Below are 19,710 nucleotides of genomic sequence, written 5' to 3'. Positions count from 1 at the left end.
CTCCTTATAACTTTAAAGCGTTACTAACAGTGTTTAGAACAATGTCGTTATTGAAAATGTAATGGTTGCCATCAATAAGTTGCAGGGATACCTGCTTGCCATTTTTTTTAAGAGAATCATAGTATTCTCGAGAATAACGAGGACCTGTGCGCTCATCATCTCTACCAACAATTAAAGAAATTGTGGTTTTATCTGAAACTTGTTTAGCCAACTCCATGGGGGTTTTAGTGTCTAAATCATCTTTTAAGACATCTAACTGCAACCTTTCATAAAGCGTTGCTCGCCAAGCATTTATATTGCAATTACAGGATGCCAGTACAGCACTGTCTACTAAGTTTGGATATATGCCTAAGAGTCTTCCTAGTATTGTTGCACCGCCATAATGGCCAAGCACCACAACTTTGCTAGCATTATGTTGCTGTTTTAAAGCTTGAATTGCTAAAGCAATCTGTTTAATGGTGTCATCATCATAATTGTCACCTACAGTATCTCCAAGACGTCCATCAGATGTTCTTCCCCAATCATCGGTATAACCAGGTCTTAACATACCAACAGCAACAACATTTTTTTGTTGAGATGCGAGTTTTTGCGCAATTCGGTATTGCTCAGCTGGCTGATAATTATGTGCGTCACCATGGAGAATAATGGCTAATGCAGGGGAAGACGTTAATTGTGTACTTTTATAAGTTTCGATTTTTGTGCATTGGTTATTGGACCAAACTTCATTTTCGATATCTGTACATGTTTGTTTTGCGAAAGTGCTAAGTGATGTCATCAATGAAGTAACAATCAGGGAGGTAAAGATTGGTTTCACAGCGGTGCTCCTTACACGCATGATTCAGTGAACGTATATCAGAAGTAAATATTACAAGGAGTATGTATATTCTTCGAGCAAACAGTTGTAAGTTTTTATGACAATATAAGCTTTTACAATAACTTGTAAGAGCTTATAAATAAAAAACCCGGTATTGAGACATACCGGGTTTTGAAAAGGATAAATAGGTAATTAGCTGTGTTAAAGCTTAGTTACACCCATATTATGTAATGTGAACCCAAAGATATCCGCGTATTGATCGATGATCTTGCTCGTCGGTGTACCTGCACCATGACCTGCATTCGTTTCAATACGAATAAGCGTCGGATTTGAACCCGTTTGCTTGTCTTGAAGTTCTGCTACAAACTTGTAAGAGTGAGCAGGTACAACACGGTCATCATGATCGCCTGTCGTTACAAGTGTCGCTGGGTACTGCACACCCGCTTTAACATTATGAACTGGCGAGTAGTTTTTAAGGTACTTGAACATTTCTTTGCTTTGATCTGCTGTGCCGTAGTCATAGGCCCAACCTGCACCTGCTGTGAAAGTGTGATATCTCAGCATATCAAGTACACCAACTGCTGGCAGTGCAACTTTAAATAGCTCTGGACGCTGCGTCATTACAGCACCGACTAATAGGCCACCATTAGAACCGCCATTCAGAGCAAGCTTCTTACTTGACGTATAATCTTTATCGATTAGGTATTCAGCTGCGGCAATGAAGTCATCAAATACATTTTGCTTCTGAAGCTGCGTACCTGCTTTGTGCCAGTTTTTACCATATTCACCACCACCACGAATATTTGCTACCGCGTAAACACCACCCATTTTCAACCATGCGGCACGAGAAGAGCTGAATGAAGGCGTAAGGCTGACGTTAAAACCACCGTAACCATACAGAATCGTTGGGTTTGAACCATCAAGTTCTAAGCCCTTCTTGTAGGTGATGATCATAGGTACTTTAGTGCCGTCTTTTGAAGTGTAGAATACTTGTTTTGACTCGTAGTTATCAGGGTTAAAGTTAATCTCAGGCTTTTGATAAACTTCAGACTTACCAGATTTGATATCTAACTTATAAGACGTGGTTGGTGTTTTGTAGTTACTGAAAGCATAATATAAAACTTCGTCATCTTTCTCAGCACCAAAGCCATAAGCTGTGCCTACACCAGGTAGTTCAACTGTACGAACTAAATTACCTTTTTTATCAAACTGCTTTACTTTAGATACGGCATCAACCATGTATCTTGCGAAGATATAGCCACCACCCATACTCGGGCTTAGCACATTTTCAGTTTCTGGGATAAGGTCTTGCCAGTTAGCAGGTGCAGGATTGCTCGCATCAACAGTAACAATGCGCTTATTCGGTGCGTTAAGGTTAGTTACTAAGGTTAGTTTACTGCCTTCGCTATCCATCACATATGTGTCTGAATTGGTGTGATCAAGGATAGTAACTAGCTTACTGTTTGGCTTAGTTAAGTCTTTGATGAATAACTTGTTGCCAGAAGTTGAAACGCTGGCAGAAATAATAAGGTAATGTTTATCTTTGGTAACGCTCGCGCCAACATAACGATGTTTTTCGCTTGCTGTTGCGCCATAAATTACTTTATCTGCTGACTGAGGCGTGTTTAGTTGGTGGTAATATACTTTGTGCTGATCAGTTTTTGCTGATAACTCACTGCCTTTTGGCTTGTCGTAGCTTGAGTAATAAAAACCTTCATTACCGTACCAAGAAATGCCACTGAATTTCACATCAACTAAAGTTTCACCAATTTGTTTTTTGGTTTCAGTGTCTAATACAATCACCTTGCGCCAGTCACTACCGCCTTCAGAAATTTGGTAAGCAACCAGTGAGCCGTCTTCAGTAAAACTAATGCCCGCTAAAGACGTTGTACCATCTTCACTGAACGTATTCGGATCTAAAAATACTTCTGGCTCGCCATCTTCAAGTTGGCGATAAAGTACATATTGATTTTGTAGGCCATCATTTTTGTAGAAATAAGTATATTTTCCTTTTTTAAATGGTGTGCCGATTTTCTCGAAATCCATTAATTCGGTTAAGGTTTCTTTAATTTGGTTGCGGTAAGGGATATTAGCTAGGTAACCAAACGTTGTATTATTTTGCGCTTTTACCCACTCTGCCGTTTCTGCACTCATATCATCTTCTAACCAACGGTATGGATCAGCAACTTGTTGGCCGAAATAAGTATCTACCACGTTATCTTTACGTGTATCAGGGTAAGAAACTTGTGTTTTATTTTGAACTGCCACTTTTGAATCAACTTGTTCGTTTGAGCTATTACAGCCTGTCAGTGCGATTGCCACAGACAGTGCTAGTGCTTGCTTTAGCATAGTGTATCCCTTATTTATTTTATAATTCATCTCGATATTTCATCTTTGGCTGCAAGTATTCATTTGAGCGATAAGCAAGGGTATTGGCTTTGCTATTATGGAGACGAAACCAGTGTTTTAACCTCTCATTAGCGCATGTCTTTTAATAACACGATGAATTATGCAAAGGTTTGAAAAATCGAAATCTTCATCTTAGCCAGACTAGTAATCACTCTAAAGAGCGCTAGAAGGCTAGGTTTAAGTGATACTATCACTAGGAATAAATACTGAGAAGTAAGATGAGATGAAATTATTTCTTATAAATCAATAGCATATTTTTCTATTAACATTGATTTACGAATACACAGGTGCTGTAAAGGGGGTTAACAAAGTGATGAGTGCTTTACAACTCATCACTTTAGGGGAATATAGGATGTTATTGCGCTAAAGCGTAGCCACCTTTTAAATGGGCCACATGCTCAAAACCAAGTCGGACTAGTGCTTGTGCAGCAACAGAAGACCGACTACCACTACGACATACAAGTACCAAAGGTTGGTTTTTGTTTAGTCGTTGTAGACCAATAAAGTTTGCAAGCCTAGTTAATGGCACGTTTTTATCAAATTGTTGCGCATGGTTGAGTGCATATTCATGTGGTTCACGAATATCAATCAGTTGTACGTCTTTAGTGCTGTCTAAATGAGCTTGCAAGGCGTCAGTATTTAACTCTATGAAGCTATGCTTTTGCGAGCAAGTAGTCAGCGCACCACACATAATTTCTTGGTTGGCCTGGTCATGAATATGGCTATCTAGTTCAGCCTTTTTACTCATAAACTCTGTAACTGATATACGCTGACTCACAACGTCTGCTAATAATTGATTACGCTGCGTTTCTGCATTTAGAGTGGTGACAAACTCATTGTTATAGTCATGACTAGGGCAAAGCAGGCTATCTTGTTCTAATAAGCCACTTAGTAACTGTAGTGATTGATACATTTGAGACGCATCACTGCTTTCAAAGTTTGTTCTGCCTAGTGTGCCCATTAAAATTAAATCGCCGCAGAAGGTATAAAGACTATTGAATTTACCCGTTTCTAACTCAGCTTTGTGGCAAAGCGCCAAGGAGATACTGTCTTGTGTATGGCCTGGCGTGGCAATTTTGACTAAAGCGAATTTCCCTACATCGATAAATGGTAAAGTAAGGGCATCGACAGTTACAACGTGACACTGGGTAGGCCAGCCTAGGTGATCAGTCACTTGGTCTTTTAATTCATTACTTAACAGTTGCGTTCTAGCTGAAGTATGATCAGCATGACCATGTGTGTCTATAACCGCTTTTAAAGTAAGGCCTTGGCATTCCAAAACGGTTAAAAAACGCTGAGTGAGTTCTTCTAGTGGCTCTATAATGATTGCCTCTTGGCTCTCACCATCGACAAATAACCAACAGCAACTACCGCCCACTTTGAACTGCACTAATCCATCGAGTTTTGACTTATTGTCTAAGTCACCCATATTTACTAAGCAACTATGGCCAAGCGCTTTCGCACAATAAGCAATGCGTTCACAAGCAGCATCTATCTCAGCTTGAGTAGCAGCAGGACCAAAAGATAGACGTATTGCGGCTTCACTTTGTGCTTGGGGCAATCCCATTGCATCAAGCACAAAGCTGCCAGTCACTTTCGAACTACACGCAGACCCCGAGCTGACACGAATATTAGCGGCATCGAATAAATCTAAGATCTCTTTGGCACTAAACCCTGGGATCGCGAAGTTCAGCGTAGTTGGGACACTACACGTAAAGTTATTGTTAAATACAATGGTAGGGAATGCTGTTGTTAACGCTTTAGCAAGTTGGTCGCGGTAATTGCATAGTGCTTCTTTGGTAGCGAATACACCCCTACCCTGCCCAAGTAGTTCATCGAAAATCACATTCAGTGAAGCTAATCCTGGCAAGTTTTCAGTACCTGAGCGTAACCCACTCTCTTGCCCTCCCCCTGCGATAAATGGCGTAAAAGGGGCTTGTTCACGAATATAGACAAAGCCGATACCTTTCATTGCATAGAGTTTATGACCGCTAAACGGCGCGTAATCGATACTCGTATTGGCAATATCAAGTTCAACTTTACCGAGTGCTTGAACGCAATCAACCATCCAGAAAGTTTCGGGGTTATTGCTTCTAATCACCTGCTCGAGTTTGCTTAAATCTTGCTCTGCACCGGTTTCGTTATTGACGGCCATAGTGCAGATCATCAAGGCGTTGGGCACTTCTTTGGCAATAAAATCTAAATCTAACATGCCATCTTTATTAACTGGGATGGCTTTAATTTCAGCATGGATATCGAGGATATGATTCCAGTGTTTTAGAGACTCTGGTACGGCTTTATGCTCAGTTGCACCATACAAAATACAAGGCTTTTTATTCGAGCTGAAGTTCTGTTTCGCTTGATAAAGCGCAGATAATATGGCCGTTTGGATCCCTTCGGTTGCGCCACTGGTAAAGATAACTTGCCCGCTACTAGCACCAATTACTTTGCGTGCTTTACTACGAGTTTGTTCCATTATTTGCTTAGCTTGAAGCCCTGTAATGTGGCTACTGCTCGGGTTGCCAAATTGGGTCTGCATGGTTGCAAGCGCAGCTTGTGCGGCCGCTGGTAATACGGGGGTGGTTGCGTTGGCATCAAGATAGATTTGATTCAATTGCTGCTGCTCAGTCATGACATCGCCTTTATTTATATAAAAATGCGCCTATATTGCATTTTGTTATATCTAATTACTTAAAGGAATATTAAGGGGTTTTTGATGCTTATTCAACCATAAAGTTTTTAAGGATTTGGTATTATTTAGCAGTCGTGTAGCGAGTTAGTATTTTGAACAGAAGTTCATGTCTATGTGTTTGGTTTGTGAATGAGCATAAACACGATATTGAGGAGATAGCTAAGCCCTAAAAACAGGCAGTTAATTCAAGAGATTGAAGTATGCCTGCAAGTAAAACAGGACTAAGGTTTATTGTATTTGTTCTTAAGCTGCTCTCTTGCGCTGTCTATTTCTTGCCAAATTTGCTGAACAAGCTCGGGGTTTTGTTTATAAAAATGTTTGTTAAATGGTAAATACCAAACAGTATCTAATAATTGTTCTTTGGAGGGTTTAAGAACATCAGTGAGGTGATTTTCATAAAGTAGATGAAGTCCAATTAAGCGCTCTACCACATACCCATCTAATTTGCCTTGAGCCACCATTTTGAGACCTAACTCAGGGTCATATTGAAATGGGCTTAACCAATTTCTCTGATTCAATTCTTGCCAAACAACATACCCCAATGGCGCACCAAGTCCTTTGTTTGGTAAATAGTCAGTCAGCGAGAATGTTAATGTTTGTTTTATAAAAACAGGATAAGTTGCCGTCCACAGATGACCGTTTTTGTAATCCGGAAAAGCGTACTCTTTGTCTCTTTGCGGAGTTTTTATCATGGCAAATAAAGCATGGCTGTTACCTGCCTTGACATCTTTTTGACAGCGATTCCAAGGTTTGGCATCGAATTGCACGGTCACTTTGGCATTTTCAGCGGCAGTTTTTATGATATTGGTTAATAGTCCTTTAGCTTGGTTTTCTTGTTGATAAATGTATGGCGGGAAATTGCTGGCTTCATGACAAATTTTAAGCGTTGTACGAGCATAGCTGTTTGACGAAGTAAAACATATGCAAATGACTGCACTTAAGTACAAGGCATGCTTTAAGTTTCTTCTGGAAAAGCCAATCGCTATCATCAACAAGGTATTTTTTGTGCTTATTTTATACAGACTATAGTTAATTTTGTGTATTAACTCTACAAGGTGGCGGCTTTTTGATGAAGAAAGAGCAAGAGTGAATCTCTTGCTCTGTGAGGGTCTTATAGGTTGTGTCTTAAATCAAAGCGGTCAAGTTGCATTACTTTGTGCCAAGCTTTGGCAAAATCATCTGCAAATCTTTGCTTTGCATTATCATAGGCATAAACTTCCGCAATGGCTCTGAGCTCAGAGTTTGAACCGAACACAAGATCTACCGTAGTCGCAGTATATTGTTTCTGTCCACTCTTCCGGTTAAATCCTTCATATAGGCCTTCTTGAACTGACTTTTTCCAAACTGTCGACATATCCAATAGATTAACGAAGAAGTCGTTGCTCAAAGCGCCTACATTATTAGTGAATACGCCATGGCTACTACCATTACTGTTTGCACCTAAGACACGCAAGCCACCTACAAGTGCTGTCATCTCTGGCACTGTTAAATTAAGCTGATCTGCTTTATCGACTAACATTTCGGCTGGAGAGCGATAGCTTTCTTTAGTATTGAAATAGTTTCTAAAGGCATCTGCTTTTGGCTCAAGTAGTGAGAATGAGTTTACATCTGTTTGTGCTTGTGCGGCGTCAGTTCGGCCCGGTGTAAAGGGGATTGACACTGTTACGCCAGCATTGTCGGCCGCCTTTTCAACAGCAACTGCACCACCTAATACGATGATGTCTGCCAAAGACACTTTTTTATTGCCATATGCTTTTCTGTTGAAGTCGCTTTGTACAGTTTTAAGTTTACTTAACACCATGCTCAGTTCATCTGGGTTATTTACTGCCCAGTCTTTTTGTGGTGCTAACATAATACGTGCACCATTTGCCCCACCTCGCATATCTGACGCTCTAAAGCTTGCAGCTGAGCCCCATGCCGTTCTTATAAGCTGAGGGATGGTTAAACCTGTACCCAGAATATCGCGCTTTAAGTTTGCAATATCTTTTGCATTGACAAGCGTATGGTCGACAGCTGGTACAGGGTCCTGCCAAATTAACGCTTCACTCGGCACATTATCACCAAGGTAGCGAGCTTTTGGTCCCATATCTCTATGTGTTAACTTATACCAAGCTTTTGCAAATGCGAGGCGATATTCTTCTGGATTTGCTAAGAAACGCTCTGCTATTTTGCGATATTCAGGATCGTACTTAAGGGCTAAATCAGCGGTAGTCATAACCGGAGAATTAAACTTACCTTTCACATGTGCGTCTGGGACTGAAGTATGTAGCGATTCATCGGTTGGGATCCACTGAATTGCACCTGCTGGGCTGCGTGTCTGTTGCCATTCAAAGTTAAGTAAGTTTTGTAAATAAAGTGTCGTCCAGCGAGTCGGTGCTTGCGTCCACGCGCCTTCAAGGCCACTGGTCACAGTGTCTTCTGAGTGACCTTTACCACATTTATTTTTCCAGCCTAATCCTTGTTCTTCAATAGCTGCACCGCCGGGTTCTTTACCCACACATTGGCCTGCTTGGTGCGCACCGTGCATTTTACCAAAGGTGTGACCGCCTGCGATAAGTGCAACGGTTTCTTCATCGCTCATTGCCATACGGCCGAAGGCAATGCGAATATTTTTAGCTGAACCAAGTGGATCTGGCTTTCCTTTTGGACCTTCAGGGTTAACGTAAATTAGACCCATATGCGTCGCCCCAAGAGGACGTTGTAGCTTACCGTCACGCTCCTCACGGTCACTGGCAAGCATTTCAACTTCAGGGCCCCAATAAACAAGATCTGGCTCCCAGTCATCAGTACGGCCGCCCGCGAATCCAAAGGTCTTAAAGCCCATGTTTTCAAGACCAACTGTACCAGCTAGTATCATTAAGTCACCCCAAGAGATGCTTTCGCCGTACTTTTGCTTTAATGGCCACAGTAATCTTTTGGCTTTATCTAAATTACCGTTGTCAGGCCAGCTATTGAGTGGGTCAAAACGCATTTGACCGCCATCACCACCGCCACGGCCATCTAATGTGCGATATGTACCTGCGCTATGCCACGCTAGGCGGATGAACAATGGGCCGTAGTTTCCCCAGTCTGCAGGCCACCAATCTTGAGATGTAGTGAGTAGCTCATTCATGTCTTTTTTGAGTGCGGCCATGTCGAGCTTATTGAATGCGTCTGCATAGTTGAAGTCAGTACCAAGTGGATTTGAGCGGCTGTCATGATCTCTAAGTGGCGATAAATCTAATTGCTGAGGCCACCAAAATTGATTTGATTTAGGCGTGCCAACGGCAACTTTACCAGTCCCCGTCGCCCCTTTTGGTTTACTCATTTGTGGCGAGCTGGCGCATGCGCCTAAACTTAAAATACCGAGACCAACAAAGGTGGCAAGTACCGACTTACGAAACTGAGTGTGGATCTTCATTATGTTCATCCTGTGCGTTAAATTACGTTCAGCTTGATTGGCGTTCAGTGACAACATGAATGAAACGTAAACCTTTTTAATATCTAACTAAATAGGTATGTTTTTAAATCACGTTTTGTTCTGTCATGTATCAAAATTTTGCGCTCAAGTGTTCGACTTGTTTACATCAGGGTTGAGTATAGGAGGTGATCTAATTTTTTATAAATTGATTAATTAGATTCATATGTTCAAAAAAAACAATGAAGAGATGATGTCATTTTGGTTTAAAAAATACGATTAACTTGCTTTACTGTGTTTTTGCCAATTTATCAAAAATTGGCAAAAAGCTTTTTGAGGAATCGGCTTTGACCAGTAGTAGCCTTGACCGTATCGACATCCTAGTTGCATTAAAATATTGGCAGTGCTCTTATCTTCGATACCTTCAGCAATATTCTCAATACCAATTGCGTGGCTCATCTTCAATATGGCATCAACTAAGTGGTACTGATTTCGTTCATGCATCATATTTTTGATAAAGGATTGATCAATCTTTAGAGTCGAAGCATTAAACTTAGTTAAGTAATTTAAGTTCGAATAACCAGTACCAAAATCATCAATAGAAATCGAAATACCCTGGGAAACCATTTGGTGAATTTGTGCCTGTATGTTTTTCTCGTCTTCAATGAATAATGACTCAGTGATTTCAATGTCGAGGTAAGAGGGGTCGAGTTTTTGCTGTTTTAAGGTTTTTAATACTAAACTGCCAAAATTGCCTTTTTTAAACTGTTCCGCTGAGGCATTGACCGATACCCCAAGCTGATTAAAACCGAGCTGATGCCAAGTAAGGCAATCTTTAGCGGCTTGTTTGACTACCCAGATCCCTATTTCATTAATTAATCCTGAGGCCTCTGCAACAGGAATGAAAACAGAAGAAGGCATTAGTGTGTTATCGGGTAGGCGCCAGCGGATCAGCGCTTCTACCCCTGCAATGGTATTGCTACTCAGTTCAATCTTGGGTTGATAGTAGAGCTCAAACTCTTGCTGTTCAATGGCTCGTTTTAACCCTGCCAGCATAGCCAGTCTCGCTTTGCTTTGTTGCTCCATTTCTAAATCAAAAAACGCGTACTGATTATGGCCCATTTGCACCGCTTTAGTTAATGCTGTGTGTGCTCTGCGTAACAGTGCATCATAGTGATTACCATCATGAGGGGCTATTGCAATGCCAATACAGGCCGATACTTCAACCTCGTATTGCTCGACGTAATTGCTAAAAAAAGTGGTTTGCAACGCTTGATGAGCAAAAGCTTCGATATCGTGGTAATCGGTTTCATCAATGAAAATAAAAAATTGATTGTTGGAGCTGTGAAAAATTTTGGCGTTATCTTCCGACAATGTATTTAGTCGCTGTGCAATCATGTTGATTAACTTATCACCAATATCAAACCCCAAAGAGGCATTAATGGAGTTTAAGTTATTTAAGGTGAGCACCATTAATGCACTAAGTTGTTCTGCCTGATGGTGACGGTAGATGCGTCCCTGGACATATTGTGCACAGGCTATTTCATTGGGTAACAGGGTCAATCTATTGGTGAGTGCTTTTCGCTGAGTACGAGTTTTATTTCTGAGTGAATTCACATGCATTTTGACTAGTCTTTCGAGCAGCCTATCAATGTCTTTCGTTAATAAGTATACCACAGAAGCGAACACAAGCAGCACTAGGGCCATGTTGTGCGCTTTACGCCAATCGGCGAACTCAGCCAGTGGAGAGGCCAATAACCCTATGTACTCTGCATAGGCTAAACAATATATGCTGAGCACCATAAATGTGGTTGTAGAGATGATAAGTAGGCGGCTGTTAAGCATGGCACAAAATACAAGAATACATGGATAGGCAAGTAAACTGGTGTCGTAGAGCCCTTCAATATTCCACGCAAAAAAGAATGCCAGTAAGGTCAAAGTCCATATAAAAATACCAGACACTACAGGCAAGGTATCTTCACAGACAAACCAGTGTAAAAATATAAAGATCCCGAGTGCGACCACAAGTGTGTAAGCGTAGCCTTGTTGATAAATTAATATGTTGAGGATAAAGAATAGTGCCAAAGAAAGGCTGATCAGAAGAATAAATGACTTTAAACGCTTCACCTTGTCCGTTGCAATTTGACCAAGAATACTGCTGTAGTCAACACTTTCTCGTCTATTCATATTTGCGCTCTAAAGTTTTAGTGGGAGTCGCAAAAGCCAGCGTTCTTCCTCCCCTTGTTTTAGACTCAGGTTTAATGGCATACATGGCTTTATCGGCTAAGTGGATGAGCTCCGGCTTATGGCTTGTGTCATACGGGTAAAAAGCAGCACCAATACAAAGGCCTACCTGTACATTAGCTTGGTGCGAGATAAGTGTATAAGGCTTAACGATCCTTGTCGTGAGTTGTTCACAGAATAATTCAAAATCAGCTTTGTTAGTGTTTTCTAATACGACTACAAACTCATCGCCTCCCCATCGACACGCTATCCCATTACTCGGGGTGAGCTGTTTTAACTGATTCGCGACGAATATAAGCACTTCGTCACCGGCATCATGACCATATATATCATTCACCTGTTTAAAGCCATTGAGGTCCATCAAGGCAAAGACGAAAGGTGTCTTATCTTTTATGAGTTGATCAATTCTTTTCTCACCAGCATGGCGGTTGGTCATATTGGTCAGGGCGTCATAATCAGCTCTTCGGCTTAATTTATCGAGCTCGTCACGTTTCTTAGATACATCATTGAGTGTGATTTGATAATACGATTTTAAATCATCTGTGATGATGCTAGAAACAACCACTTGTAACCAAATGGTTTTATCTTGTTCTTTAAATTTAAGTCGGTGCTCACCAATGGCGATTTCATCATTCAAAAATGCACTGTTTACAGCGCGTGTCACTAGTTCAGGCGTTTCAAAGAGCTCACTGAGTATAGGGCCATAGTTTTTCTTCATCGGCTGCTCTATTCGTTCTATCAAAGATTTAAAGGCTTTGTTGGTGAGAAGAATATTGCCTCTAGGCTCCATTAAAATGATAGGGGCGACGGAGTTTTCGAATAATAACCTGAAGCGCTTTTCTAAAAGCTCAATTTCAGAGCGCAATAATCGCTCTTGAGAGATTTGCTCTTCTGCTTTTTCTAATAGTAAGTTGATGTCTTCAACTAAATTACCTAGCTCGCTTTTGTCGTGAAAAATAGGTTTTTTTAAACGCCTTGCTGTACCTGGATTCAGTGAGTGCAGACTATTTGCAATAATTAGGATGGGCTTAGTGATGAAGTAAAATGCAATAAAAATAGCAATGACAGTAACAACGAGTGCTTGTATTAGCAAAGAGTTGGATAAGAAGCTTGCCGCATTTTGTGAGTCTTCTTCTATGTAGGCTAAATTGTGCTGAACTTTAATTGTCCCTAACGATTCTGAAGGTACAAAAGGTGAATAAACCATGAACTCCGTTTGTTTCGCAGGCTCAGATTTAAAAGTCTCACTTTGAATTGCAAATAGCTCAGATTCAAACGATGCAGCTAAAATAGCTTGGTTGTTACTAAGGCCATTAATCACTTCCTTTGCTAGTTCTTGATCACCTAAATAGGCCGCAATATTGGCCGTAGGTGCAATGACCTCATAAAGCTGCTCTATGCTGGCCTGAGTTTTATCTAGGTTTTTTTGATACGCCAGTTTAAAAAATACCTGCGATGAAATAAAACCGACAAACACGGCTGCAAAGCTAATTGATATCGCTAGCCTGAGTAATAAGCCACTCTTATTCATACAGCTCCAAGATGACCTTTACTTTTTGTTTTTGTTGTTTATTTAACGCATCGCTAAATACATAACCGATGGCATTGGGGTTTTCGGCTATAAAGTTTAGAACCATCTGCTCGTCAGCATATGTTTCTGGAGGGGTGGCTCTACCGGTAAAGCGAACTCTTGACCAATACGCATTTACTCTCGATAAAGGCATATTCACGAGTCTTTTGTAGAAAGTTGATTTCAATCCCTCTGGTGTAAGTGTATCTAATGGTTGAGCGGATTGGGTGTCAGGGAAAGCAACATATCGGCCCATATATAAATCAATTAACTGCTTTTTTGACAGGGAGTCTGTAGCATTGTCGGCATGCACAACGATAGAAATAGGCTTAGCCGCTACTGTATTCATGATGCAGCAAGCGAGTATTAGGGTGAGGAAGATAATTAACTTGTTCATAGCTAAAAAGTAAAACTCACACTAAAAAATAGGGTGGTAAAAGACTCTTTTGGTGCCAAGGTATTCATACCCTGATATGACCATAACGCCCCCCCTTGAGCATCAATATTAGTGTGATCAATTTGTAACTTGAGGGCAATATTGTCTTTCAAGTCATATCTGACACCGAGAGAGTGGGTTTGTTGATTAGGGCTGAATACACGAAATGATTCATTAACTGCTAGAATAATCTCCTCAACTTGGTTAGGTAAAAATCGCTGAATATTGACTGCATCGTTAAATTCACTGGGATCGGACGCTGCAATCGCAAAGGTATAAAATACCTGTCCTTTATCAAAATTGTAGGTTGTACTGATATAGCCACTACTGACAGCTGAAACTACTGATGAATCGCTGTGAAGGTGGGCAAACTCGGTTAAAAAAGTCAGTGGGCCTACGTTATATTTGAGTCCAGCAGAGCTAAAATATGCTTTTTTATTGATTAACGAAAAGTCGTTAATAAAAGCAACTTTATCGGGCCAAATCACGTCAGGTATCTGTTGTAAGCCACCAATAATGCTTGCCATGGTAGAAATATTGTTTTTGGTGCGAGCTTGGGTGTGCTTAAGAGACAGTGTCCAGTCGAATTGACTGAGTTCGAAGGACACGCCTAAAACATCATCAATTTTTAGTTCTACATTTTCATTATCAAGGGCAATGTGACTCGAAGATTGACCGCCAAACAGCTTGATACGGTAATCTAAATCATTATGGCTTTTAAAATAGGTAAAATCGGCTCCGTCTAAATTGCGGTATGGGAGTAAAGCATAGACTTCAGTGGGGACTTTTGCCCACGGATAAGCAAAGCCAATATCTCTGTATTCTGTAAGTAAGTATAGGTCGAGTTGCGTGCGGCCAACTCTGAGCTCCCAGTCAGGAGCTGGTTTGTATCTCAAAAAAGCTAAGCTAAGCGCGTTGTCTAAAGTGACCTTTTTTTGTCCGCGATAAATTAACTGGGTGACAAGGTCGAAATCTCGAAATAAAGATATGTCAGCTTGAATGCCTAAAGAACTGATTGCGCTAAAGTCTAAACTATCTTCAAAGTTGTCATTATCTCGTGAGATATCAGTTCTAAAGCGATAGGTGTCAGAATTGGAATGGACGGCTCCTATGTTGCCAAAGCCGCTGATGGTTGCACGCTCAGCACAAATACCAAAAAAGCTTGATAGACATAATAAAGCGTACAGAAATCGCAACATCTAACATCTCACCGATAATTTATATAAACTCAGTAAATAAATTATAGCGGATGTTTGGCTTTTCGAAATGAAATGAGTAAGTTTTCAGCGCCTTGTGTGGCTTAAATCAAAAAAGGAGCCAATTGGCTCCTTTTAAATGCATTGTGCGATGATTATTTGTTCACAATTGCGTTGTGATAGATGTTTTGTACATCATCACAATCCTCTAGCATGTTCATGAATTTTTCAAAGTTAGCTAGGTCGTCTTCGTCTGTGATCTCAACATGTGTTTGTGGTACAAAGGTGATTTCATCTACTTCAAAGTTGATGCCTTCGAATGCTTCTGTTAATGCTGTTTTCGCTTTGAAGTATTCAGTGTGAGGCGCGAATACAGATACTTTGCCGTCTTCAACTTCAACGTCAGTTACATCAACATCAGCCATCATTAATGCTTCAAGCACCACTTCATCATCGTCGCCATCAAAGCCTAAAATAGCTAAGTGATCGAACATGTGAGCAACACAACCCGGGCTGCCGATTTTCGAATCTGTTTTTGTGAATGGCAGACGTACATCTTTGATAGTACGATTTGGGTTATCTGTTAAACAGTCAACGATAACCATACAGTTACCCGGGCCGTAACCTTCGTAACGTGCTGGAGAATAGTCTTCACCTGCACCACCCGCTGCTTTTTCAACGGCTTTATCGATAACGTGTGCTGGTACTTGGTCTTTTTTCGCTTTTTCGATTAGACGACGTAAAGATAGGTTTGTTTCAGGATCTGCACCGCCGTTTTTAGCTACAACGTAGATTTCCTTACCGTATTTAGAGTTAACTTTGGTTTTTGCCGCCGCCGTTTTTGCCATGGCGTTTTTGCGGACTTCAAATGCTCTGCCCATCTTAATTCTCGTGTTATGAATTTAAAAAATTGCCAAGATTCTAGCAAGACTCAAGGCTTTGAGCTAGAGGGTAGCGAGATTAGCGACATTTTTTTGAAAACCAAACGTTACGGGAGGACTAACTTAGTTAATTGCGAAAAGTGCTCGATTATATGCGTCGCTGTATCTGCGTAGTCAGGTCGCGCATCAAGAATATACAAACAACTGTCCATTTTCGCATTGTCTGCAGCCTGAATATCAAACAAAAAATCGCCAACGTAAATACACTGCGAAGGGTTTACTTGCCAACTATCAGCAACTTGCAATAGTGCAGTTGGGTCAGGTTTTGCGGGGGCATCGTCTCGAGTGAGTACAATATCGAATTTAAGACCGGTTTTCGCCAGCTTCAGTTGTGCCGCATGTTGGCAGTTACGCGTTACAACCGCCATTTTGATGTGTTGCTCTGCAAGCGCTGCAAGACACTTGTCAACACCCGGCATAAGCACTGCTGATTCAGCATCTTGGTACTCATGGCTTAAGACAATATCCATAGCAGCTTGAGCTTCAACTTCTGGTAATTGTTCAATGTAGGTCAATAAATCGGTGTGTTCAGTACATCCGATTTCGGCGCGAATATGTTTAAAGTTTAAAGAAGAGCTTACTAGCGTGTTGTCTAAATCAAAGATAACACCTTGGTAGTTTGCATTTGCTGCAGCTTGAGTCATAAAAGAGAGTGGTCTTAGTGAGCGTATTTTGAGTATATACGAAAAGACTAAAAGGTTGGATTAGGGCTGAAAGATAAGGGCGAATAAAAAAGCAGAGCTTGAGCTCTGCTTCTGATAAAAGCAAAAAGACGGTTACTTATCAAAATGAACGGTGAGCCAATTATCTTCACCATCAAAATGTAAAGTTTTTACTTTGCCTTTACCTTCGAAGTTGACCATGTTGACTTGATCTGCCCAAACATCCCTGAGCGCACCATGTTGCATTCGTAATTCGCTAAAATTTGCAGGGATCTGCGTTTCTTGGTAAACCCAAAAAAACTTTCCATCAACCTCCTGACCGACCAATGAAAGCTTGAGAGGTGTCTTGTCTGCTAACTGTAAAGCCACTTTACGATTTACATATTGTGCAAATTCGGCTCTATCTTTAGCGTGCTTAAACAGGTCGGCATGACCGCCTATCAAGGTCTCTACAGCATGTTCTGTATCGTGCAGATAAAAGCGATGCATCAGCTCAAGATTACCCGTACGCTCATTGATCAATACGGTTGTCATTGCAGCTTTTAACTGGTGAGCGGTGACTTGACCGCTCAACAGTAAAAGTAAGCTGGCAGCAAGCCAAGCTCTCATGGATTAATCCTTCTTCTCTTTTTCGTCTTTGTCATCTTTTTTCAACTCAGTTTTGATGTCATGCATGATATCACGACGCACTTTGGCTGAACTCTTCTTACGCTTATACACTTCTAAACGAGAAGGAATGATTTGACGCGGGTAATGGTTATTTTCAATGTCGACATCGGCAGTTTCCCAGCGAGGGTCAACCACAATAGACTTTAACGGCTTGTCTTTGTCTGTGATGATTAACTTACTTACTTTATTCGGGCTACGACGCCAAATCTCAGCCGGTAGCATATGCTCTTCAGTCGAACCGTCTTGATACGTCAGTTCTAAAATGATTGGCATCACCAAGCCACCTAGGTTGCTGAACTCCATGACATAATAGTTTTTGTCTTCTTCAACCGCTCTATCTAGGGCTTTACGCTCCCAAGGTTTAAGCTTTTTCAAGAAGCTCTGATACGCATTTCGCTCTTTGTTGGTCACAGTAAAGCGGTCATTGTCATCGTAGAAATCTGACACGTCTTTGTTTTTATCAATCCAAAGCTCGCGGCCTTCTTCTTGGTTACGCTTGTTGAACAGTGACATAGGCTTGCTCTGTTCGAATTCACGTAAACGTGCATAGTCAATGTCTGGGTTCTTAGTATCAATACGTAATTGATAAACCTTGTCTAGTGAGATATCAACATGATCTGTGGTATAGAACCAGCCACGCCAGAACCAGTCTAAATCGACACCAGATGCTTCTTCCATAGTTCTAAAGAAATCAGCAGGGGTTGGACGTTTGTATTTCCAGCGCTGCGAGTATTCTTTAAACGCAAAGTCGAATAGTTCACGGCCTAAAATAACCTCTCGAAGAATATTCAGTGCCGCTGCTGGTTTGGTATAAGCATTCGGACCAAGATTCAATACGCTGTCTGACTGCGTCATAATCGGCACTTGGTTTTGAGACTTCATGTAAGGCACGATGTCACGCGGCTCTACGCCCCAAGGAATGTTTGGATCCCATTCACGGCCAGCGACGCCATCTAAGAAGCTGTTAAGGCCTTCATCCATCCAAGTCCATTGACGCTCATCTGAGTTAACGATCATCGGGAAGTAAATATGACCAATTTCGTGGATCACAACGCCAATCAAGAAACGCTTTTCGGCTTGTGAGTAAGTGCGTGAGCCATCATCTCTTAGTTCTGTACGCGGACCATTGAAGGTGATCATTGGGTATTCCATACCACCTACTGGGCCGTTCACTGACTGTGCAACTGGATATGGGTAATCAAATGAGAAGCGCGAGTACACTTCCATGGTATGGATCACAGACTCAGTTGAGTATTTTTTCCAAAGGTCACCGCCCTCTTTCGGGAAGAAAGACATCGCCATCACAAGTGGTTGCTCTTTACCGCCTTGCTGATAGCCTTTGGCATCCCACATAAATTTACGTGACGATGCCCAAGCGAAGTCTCTGACATTTTCAGCTTCGAAATGCCAAGTTTTGGTTTTGTCTGTGCCTGCTTTTTCGTTCTCAATCGCTTCTTCTTCAGTCACAACAAACACAGGACGTTTAGCTGTTTCAGCTTCTTTCAAACGCTTTAGTTGTGTTTTTGTCAGTACCTTTTTAGCGTTTTTCAGCTCACCTGTTGATGAAACAATGTGGTCTGCAGGTACGGTGATCTCTACATCATAATCACCAAATTCCAGTGTGAACTCACCACGACCTAAAAACGCTTTGTTTGTCCAAGCTTCATAGTCAGTAAAAGCGGTAAGACGCGGGAACCACTGCGCCAGTAAGAAGATATCGTTGCCATCTTCTTCGAAGTGTTCATAGCCCGAGCGCGCGCCAACGGCATCTTCTTCAACAATGTTAAAGGCAAAATCAAGGCTGAACTCTGTCGACTTGCCTGGCTTTAATGGCTCGTTTAAATCGATACGCATCATAGTATCGACAATCGTAACTTTTAGTGGCTTGCCGTCTTCGTCTTTGACATCGCTGATCACAAAGCCCAGCTCAGTGTCATCCATAAATTGTTGGCGACGAAGTTGGTTTAGGCTGATTTTTGCTGGTTTTGCTGCGGGATTACTTTGCAGGCTATTTTTGAATGTAGCGCTTCGCTCAGCAAGTGAATCTTGCTTAAAAATATTTTGGTCTAGTTGCATCCAAAGATATTTAAGCGTGTAAGGTGAGTTGTTTTTGTATTCGATACTCTGCTCAGCGGTTAAACGGCGCTGTTTTTCGTCTAATACAACGTCTATGTCGTAATCGACTTTTTGTTGCCAGTAACGTTCACCTGGCTCACCTGCTGCGTTACGGTAGACGTTTGGTGTTGGCAGTACTTCGTCTAATTGACGAAACTTATCTACAAAGTTGCCTTTTGTTTGCTCAACAGCACTAGCAACCGCTAAGCTCGATGCCATAAGCGGTATGCACAGTGACAAGGCACTGGTTATTTTTTTCATTATGTTTTCCTAGCTACCCAAGATATGGTTGTTCAGCACTTATCTATTCTTTGTAAGTTTGTGAACGAGAGAATGTTTTGCACTTTAATAGTTGCATAACGCATTGAGCGTCGCAAAAGCATCAAGAAAATGCAATTAAATTGAGATAAAGTAACATTTTAATGTTTTTTAGTGACTTTTTGGACGTTTTGTTCCACTAAAGTACAAGTTCGAAATTCATCGATATCAACGAAAATATGAGCAGAAAACAACAGCAGCTAATTCATCTTACGTTTATTTTGGTGGTTTATGCTGGGTATTAACA

At 41.2% G+C, this 19,710-nt stretch carries 13 protein-coding genes; all 13 read right to left on the bottom strand.

Annotated features, from left to right (window positions below; genetic code table 11):
* Positions 1 to 4 precede the first annotated feature (4 nt).
* Positions 5 to 814 (bottom strand): alpha/beta hydrolase, encoded by an 810-nt coding sequence (locus ACXAC4_RS23800; protein ID WP_475166409.1) that lies wholly within the window; start codon positions 812 to 814, stop codon positions 5 to 7.
* Between the two features lie 201 nt (positions 815 to 1,015).
* Positions 1,016 to 3,163, bottom strand: coding sequence for a prolyl oligopeptidase family serine peptidase (locus tag ACXAC4_RS23795; RefSeq protein ID WP_475166403.1), 2,148 nt, complete (start codon positions 3,161 to 3,163; stop codon positions 1,016 to 1,018).
* Between the two features lie 415 nt (positions 3,164 to 3,578).
* Positions 3,579 to 5,855, bottom strand: coding sequence for an aminotransferase class V-fold PLP-dependent enzyme (locus ACXAC4_RS23790; protein WP_475166398.1), 2,277 nt, complete (start codon positions 5,853 to 5,855; stop codon positions 3,579 to 3,581).
* A gap of 281 nt (positions 5,856 to 6,136) precedes the next feature.
* Positions 6,137 to 6,862 (bottom strand): transporter substrate-binding domain-containing protein, encoded by a 726-nt coding sequence (locus tag ACXAC4_RS23785; protein WP_475166393.1) that lies wholly within the window; start codon positions 6,860 to 6,862, stop codon positions 6,137 to 6,139.
* Between the two features lie 164 nt (positions 6,863 to 7,026).
* The gene (gene katG / locus ACXAC4_RS23780) at positions 7,027 to 9,315 is read right to left on the bottom strand and encodes a catalase/peroxidase HPI (RefSeq protein WP_475166390.1); all 2,289 of its coding nucleotides are present in this window, start codon (positions 9,313 to 9,315) and stop codon (positions 7,027 to 7,029) included.
* A gap of 276 nt (positions 9,316 to 9,591) precedes the next feature.
* Positions 9,592 to 11,499: a putative bifunctional diguanylate cyclase/phosphodiesterase gene (locus tag ACXAC4_RS23775; RefSeq protein WP_475166387.1), complete on the bottom strand. Its 1,908-nt coding sequence runs from the start codon at positions 11,497 to 11,499 to the stop codon at positions 9,592 to 9,594.
* Complete coding sequence (locus ACXAC4_RS23770) at positions 11,492 to 13,087, bottom strand: diguanylate cyclase domain-containing protein (RefSeq protein WP_475166382.1); 1,596 nt, start codon at positions 13,085 to 13,087, stop codon at positions 11,492 to 11,494. Before ACXAC4_RS23770 ends, ACXAC4_RS23775 begins: the two co-directional genes overlap by 8 nt.
* Positions 13,080 to 13,475 carry a hypothetical protein gene (locus tag ACXAC4_RS23765; protein WP_475166378.1) on the bottom strand — a complete coding sequence of 132 codons (396 nt, stop codon included), beginning with the start codon at positions 13,473 to 13,475 and terminating at the stop codon, positions 13,080 to 13,082. The genes ACXAC4_RS23770 and ACXAC4_RS23765 overlap by 8 nt, the downstream gene beginning before the upstream one ends.
* Positions 13,476 to 13,525: 50 nt before the next feature.
* Positions 13,526 to 14,761: a hypothetical protein gene (locus tag ACXAC4_RS23760; RefSeq protein WP_475166371.1), complete on the bottom strand. Its 1,236-nt coding sequence runs from the start codon at positions 14,759 to 14,761 to the stop codon at positions 13,526 to 13,528.
* A 152-nt stretch (positions 14,762 to 14,913) separates the two neighbouring features.
* The gene (locus tag ACXAC4_RS23755; RefSeq protein ID WP_475166366.1) at positions 14,914 to 15,639 is read right to left on the bottom strand and encodes a YebC/PmpR family DNA-binding transcriptional regulator; all 726 of its coding nucleotides are present in this window, start codon (positions 15,637 to 15,639) and stop codon (positions 14,914 to 14,916) included.
* 107 nt (positions 15,640 to 15,746) lie between these two features.
* The gene (locus ACXAC4_RS23750) at positions 15,747 to 16,343 is read right to left on the bottom strand and encodes an HAD family hydrolase (protein ID WP_475166361.1); all 597 of its coding nucleotides are present in this window, start codon (positions 16,341 to 16,343) and stop codon (positions 15,747 to 15,749) included.
* A gap of 132 nt (positions 16,344 to 16,475) precedes the next feature.
* The gene (locus tag ACXAC4_RS23745) at positions 16,476 to 16,970 is read right to left on the bottom strand and encodes a DUF6702 family protein (RefSeq protein ID WP_475166355.1); all 495 of its coding nucleotides are present in this window, start codon (positions 16,968 to 16,970) and stop codon (positions 16,476 to 16,478) included.
* A gap of 3 nt (positions 16,971 to 16,973) precedes the next feature.
* Complete coding sequence (locus tag ACXAC4_RS23740) at positions 16,974 to 19,406, bottom strand: M1 family metallopeptidase (RefSeq protein ID WP_475166352.1); 2,433 nt, start codon at positions 19,404 to 19,406, stop codon at positions 16,974 to 16,976.
* Positions 19,407 to 19,710: the final 304 nt, after the last annotated feature.

This window comes from Pseudoalteromonas sp. AWM4_233 (genome assembly GCF_056158285.1).
This window is presented reverse-complemented; position numbering and strand designations above follow the sequence as displayed.

Bases quoted from the DNA above. Each gene is read 5' to 3' on its own strand.
- ACXAC4_RS23770 (WP_475166382.1), bottom strand. From the start codon at position 13,087: ATGAATAAGAGTGGCTTATTACTCAGGCTAGCGATATCAATTAGCTTT.
- ACXAC4_RS23765 (WP_475166378.1), bottom strand. From the start codon at position 13,475: ATGAATACAGTAGCGGCTAAGCCTATTTCTATCGTTGTGCATGCCGAC.
- ACXAC4_RS23750 (WP_475166361.1), bottom strand. From the start codon at position 16,343: ATGACTCAAGCTGCAGCAAATGCAAACTACCAAGGTGTTATCTTTGAT.
- ACXAC4_RS23755 (WP_475166366.1), bottom strand. From the start codon at position 15,639: ATGGGCAGAGCATTTGAAGTCCGCAAAAACGCCATGGCAAAAACGGCG.
- ACXAC4_RS23740 (WP_475166352.1), bottom strand. From the start codon at position 19,406: ATGAAAAAAATAACCAGTGCCTTGTCACTGTGCATACCGCTTATGGCA.
- ACXAC4_RS23790 (WP_475166398.1), bottom strand. From the start codon at position 5,855: ATGACTGAGCAGCAGCAATTGAATCAAATCTATCTTGATGCCAACGCA.
- ACXAC4_RS23775 (WP_475166387.1), bottom strand. From the start codon at position 11,499: ATGAATAGACGAGAAAGTGTTGACTACAGCAGTATTCTTGGTCAAATT.
- ACXAC4_RS23795 (WP_475166403.1), bottom strand. From the start codon at position 3,163: ATGCTAAAGCAAGCACTAGCACTGTCTGTGGCAATCGCACTGACAGGC.
- ACXAC4_RS23745 (WP_475166355.1), bottom strand. From the start codon at position 16,970: ATGAGAGCTTGGCTTGCTGCCAGCTTACTTTTACTGTTGAGCGGTCAA.
- katG (WP_475166390.1), bottom strand. From the start codon at position 9,315: ATGAAGATCCACACTCAGTTTCGTAAGTCGGTACTTGCCACCTTTGTT.
- ACXAC4_RS23760 (WP_475166371.1), bottom strand. From the start codon at position 14,761: ATGTTGCGATTTCTGTACGCTTTATTATGTCTATCAAGCTTTTTTGGT.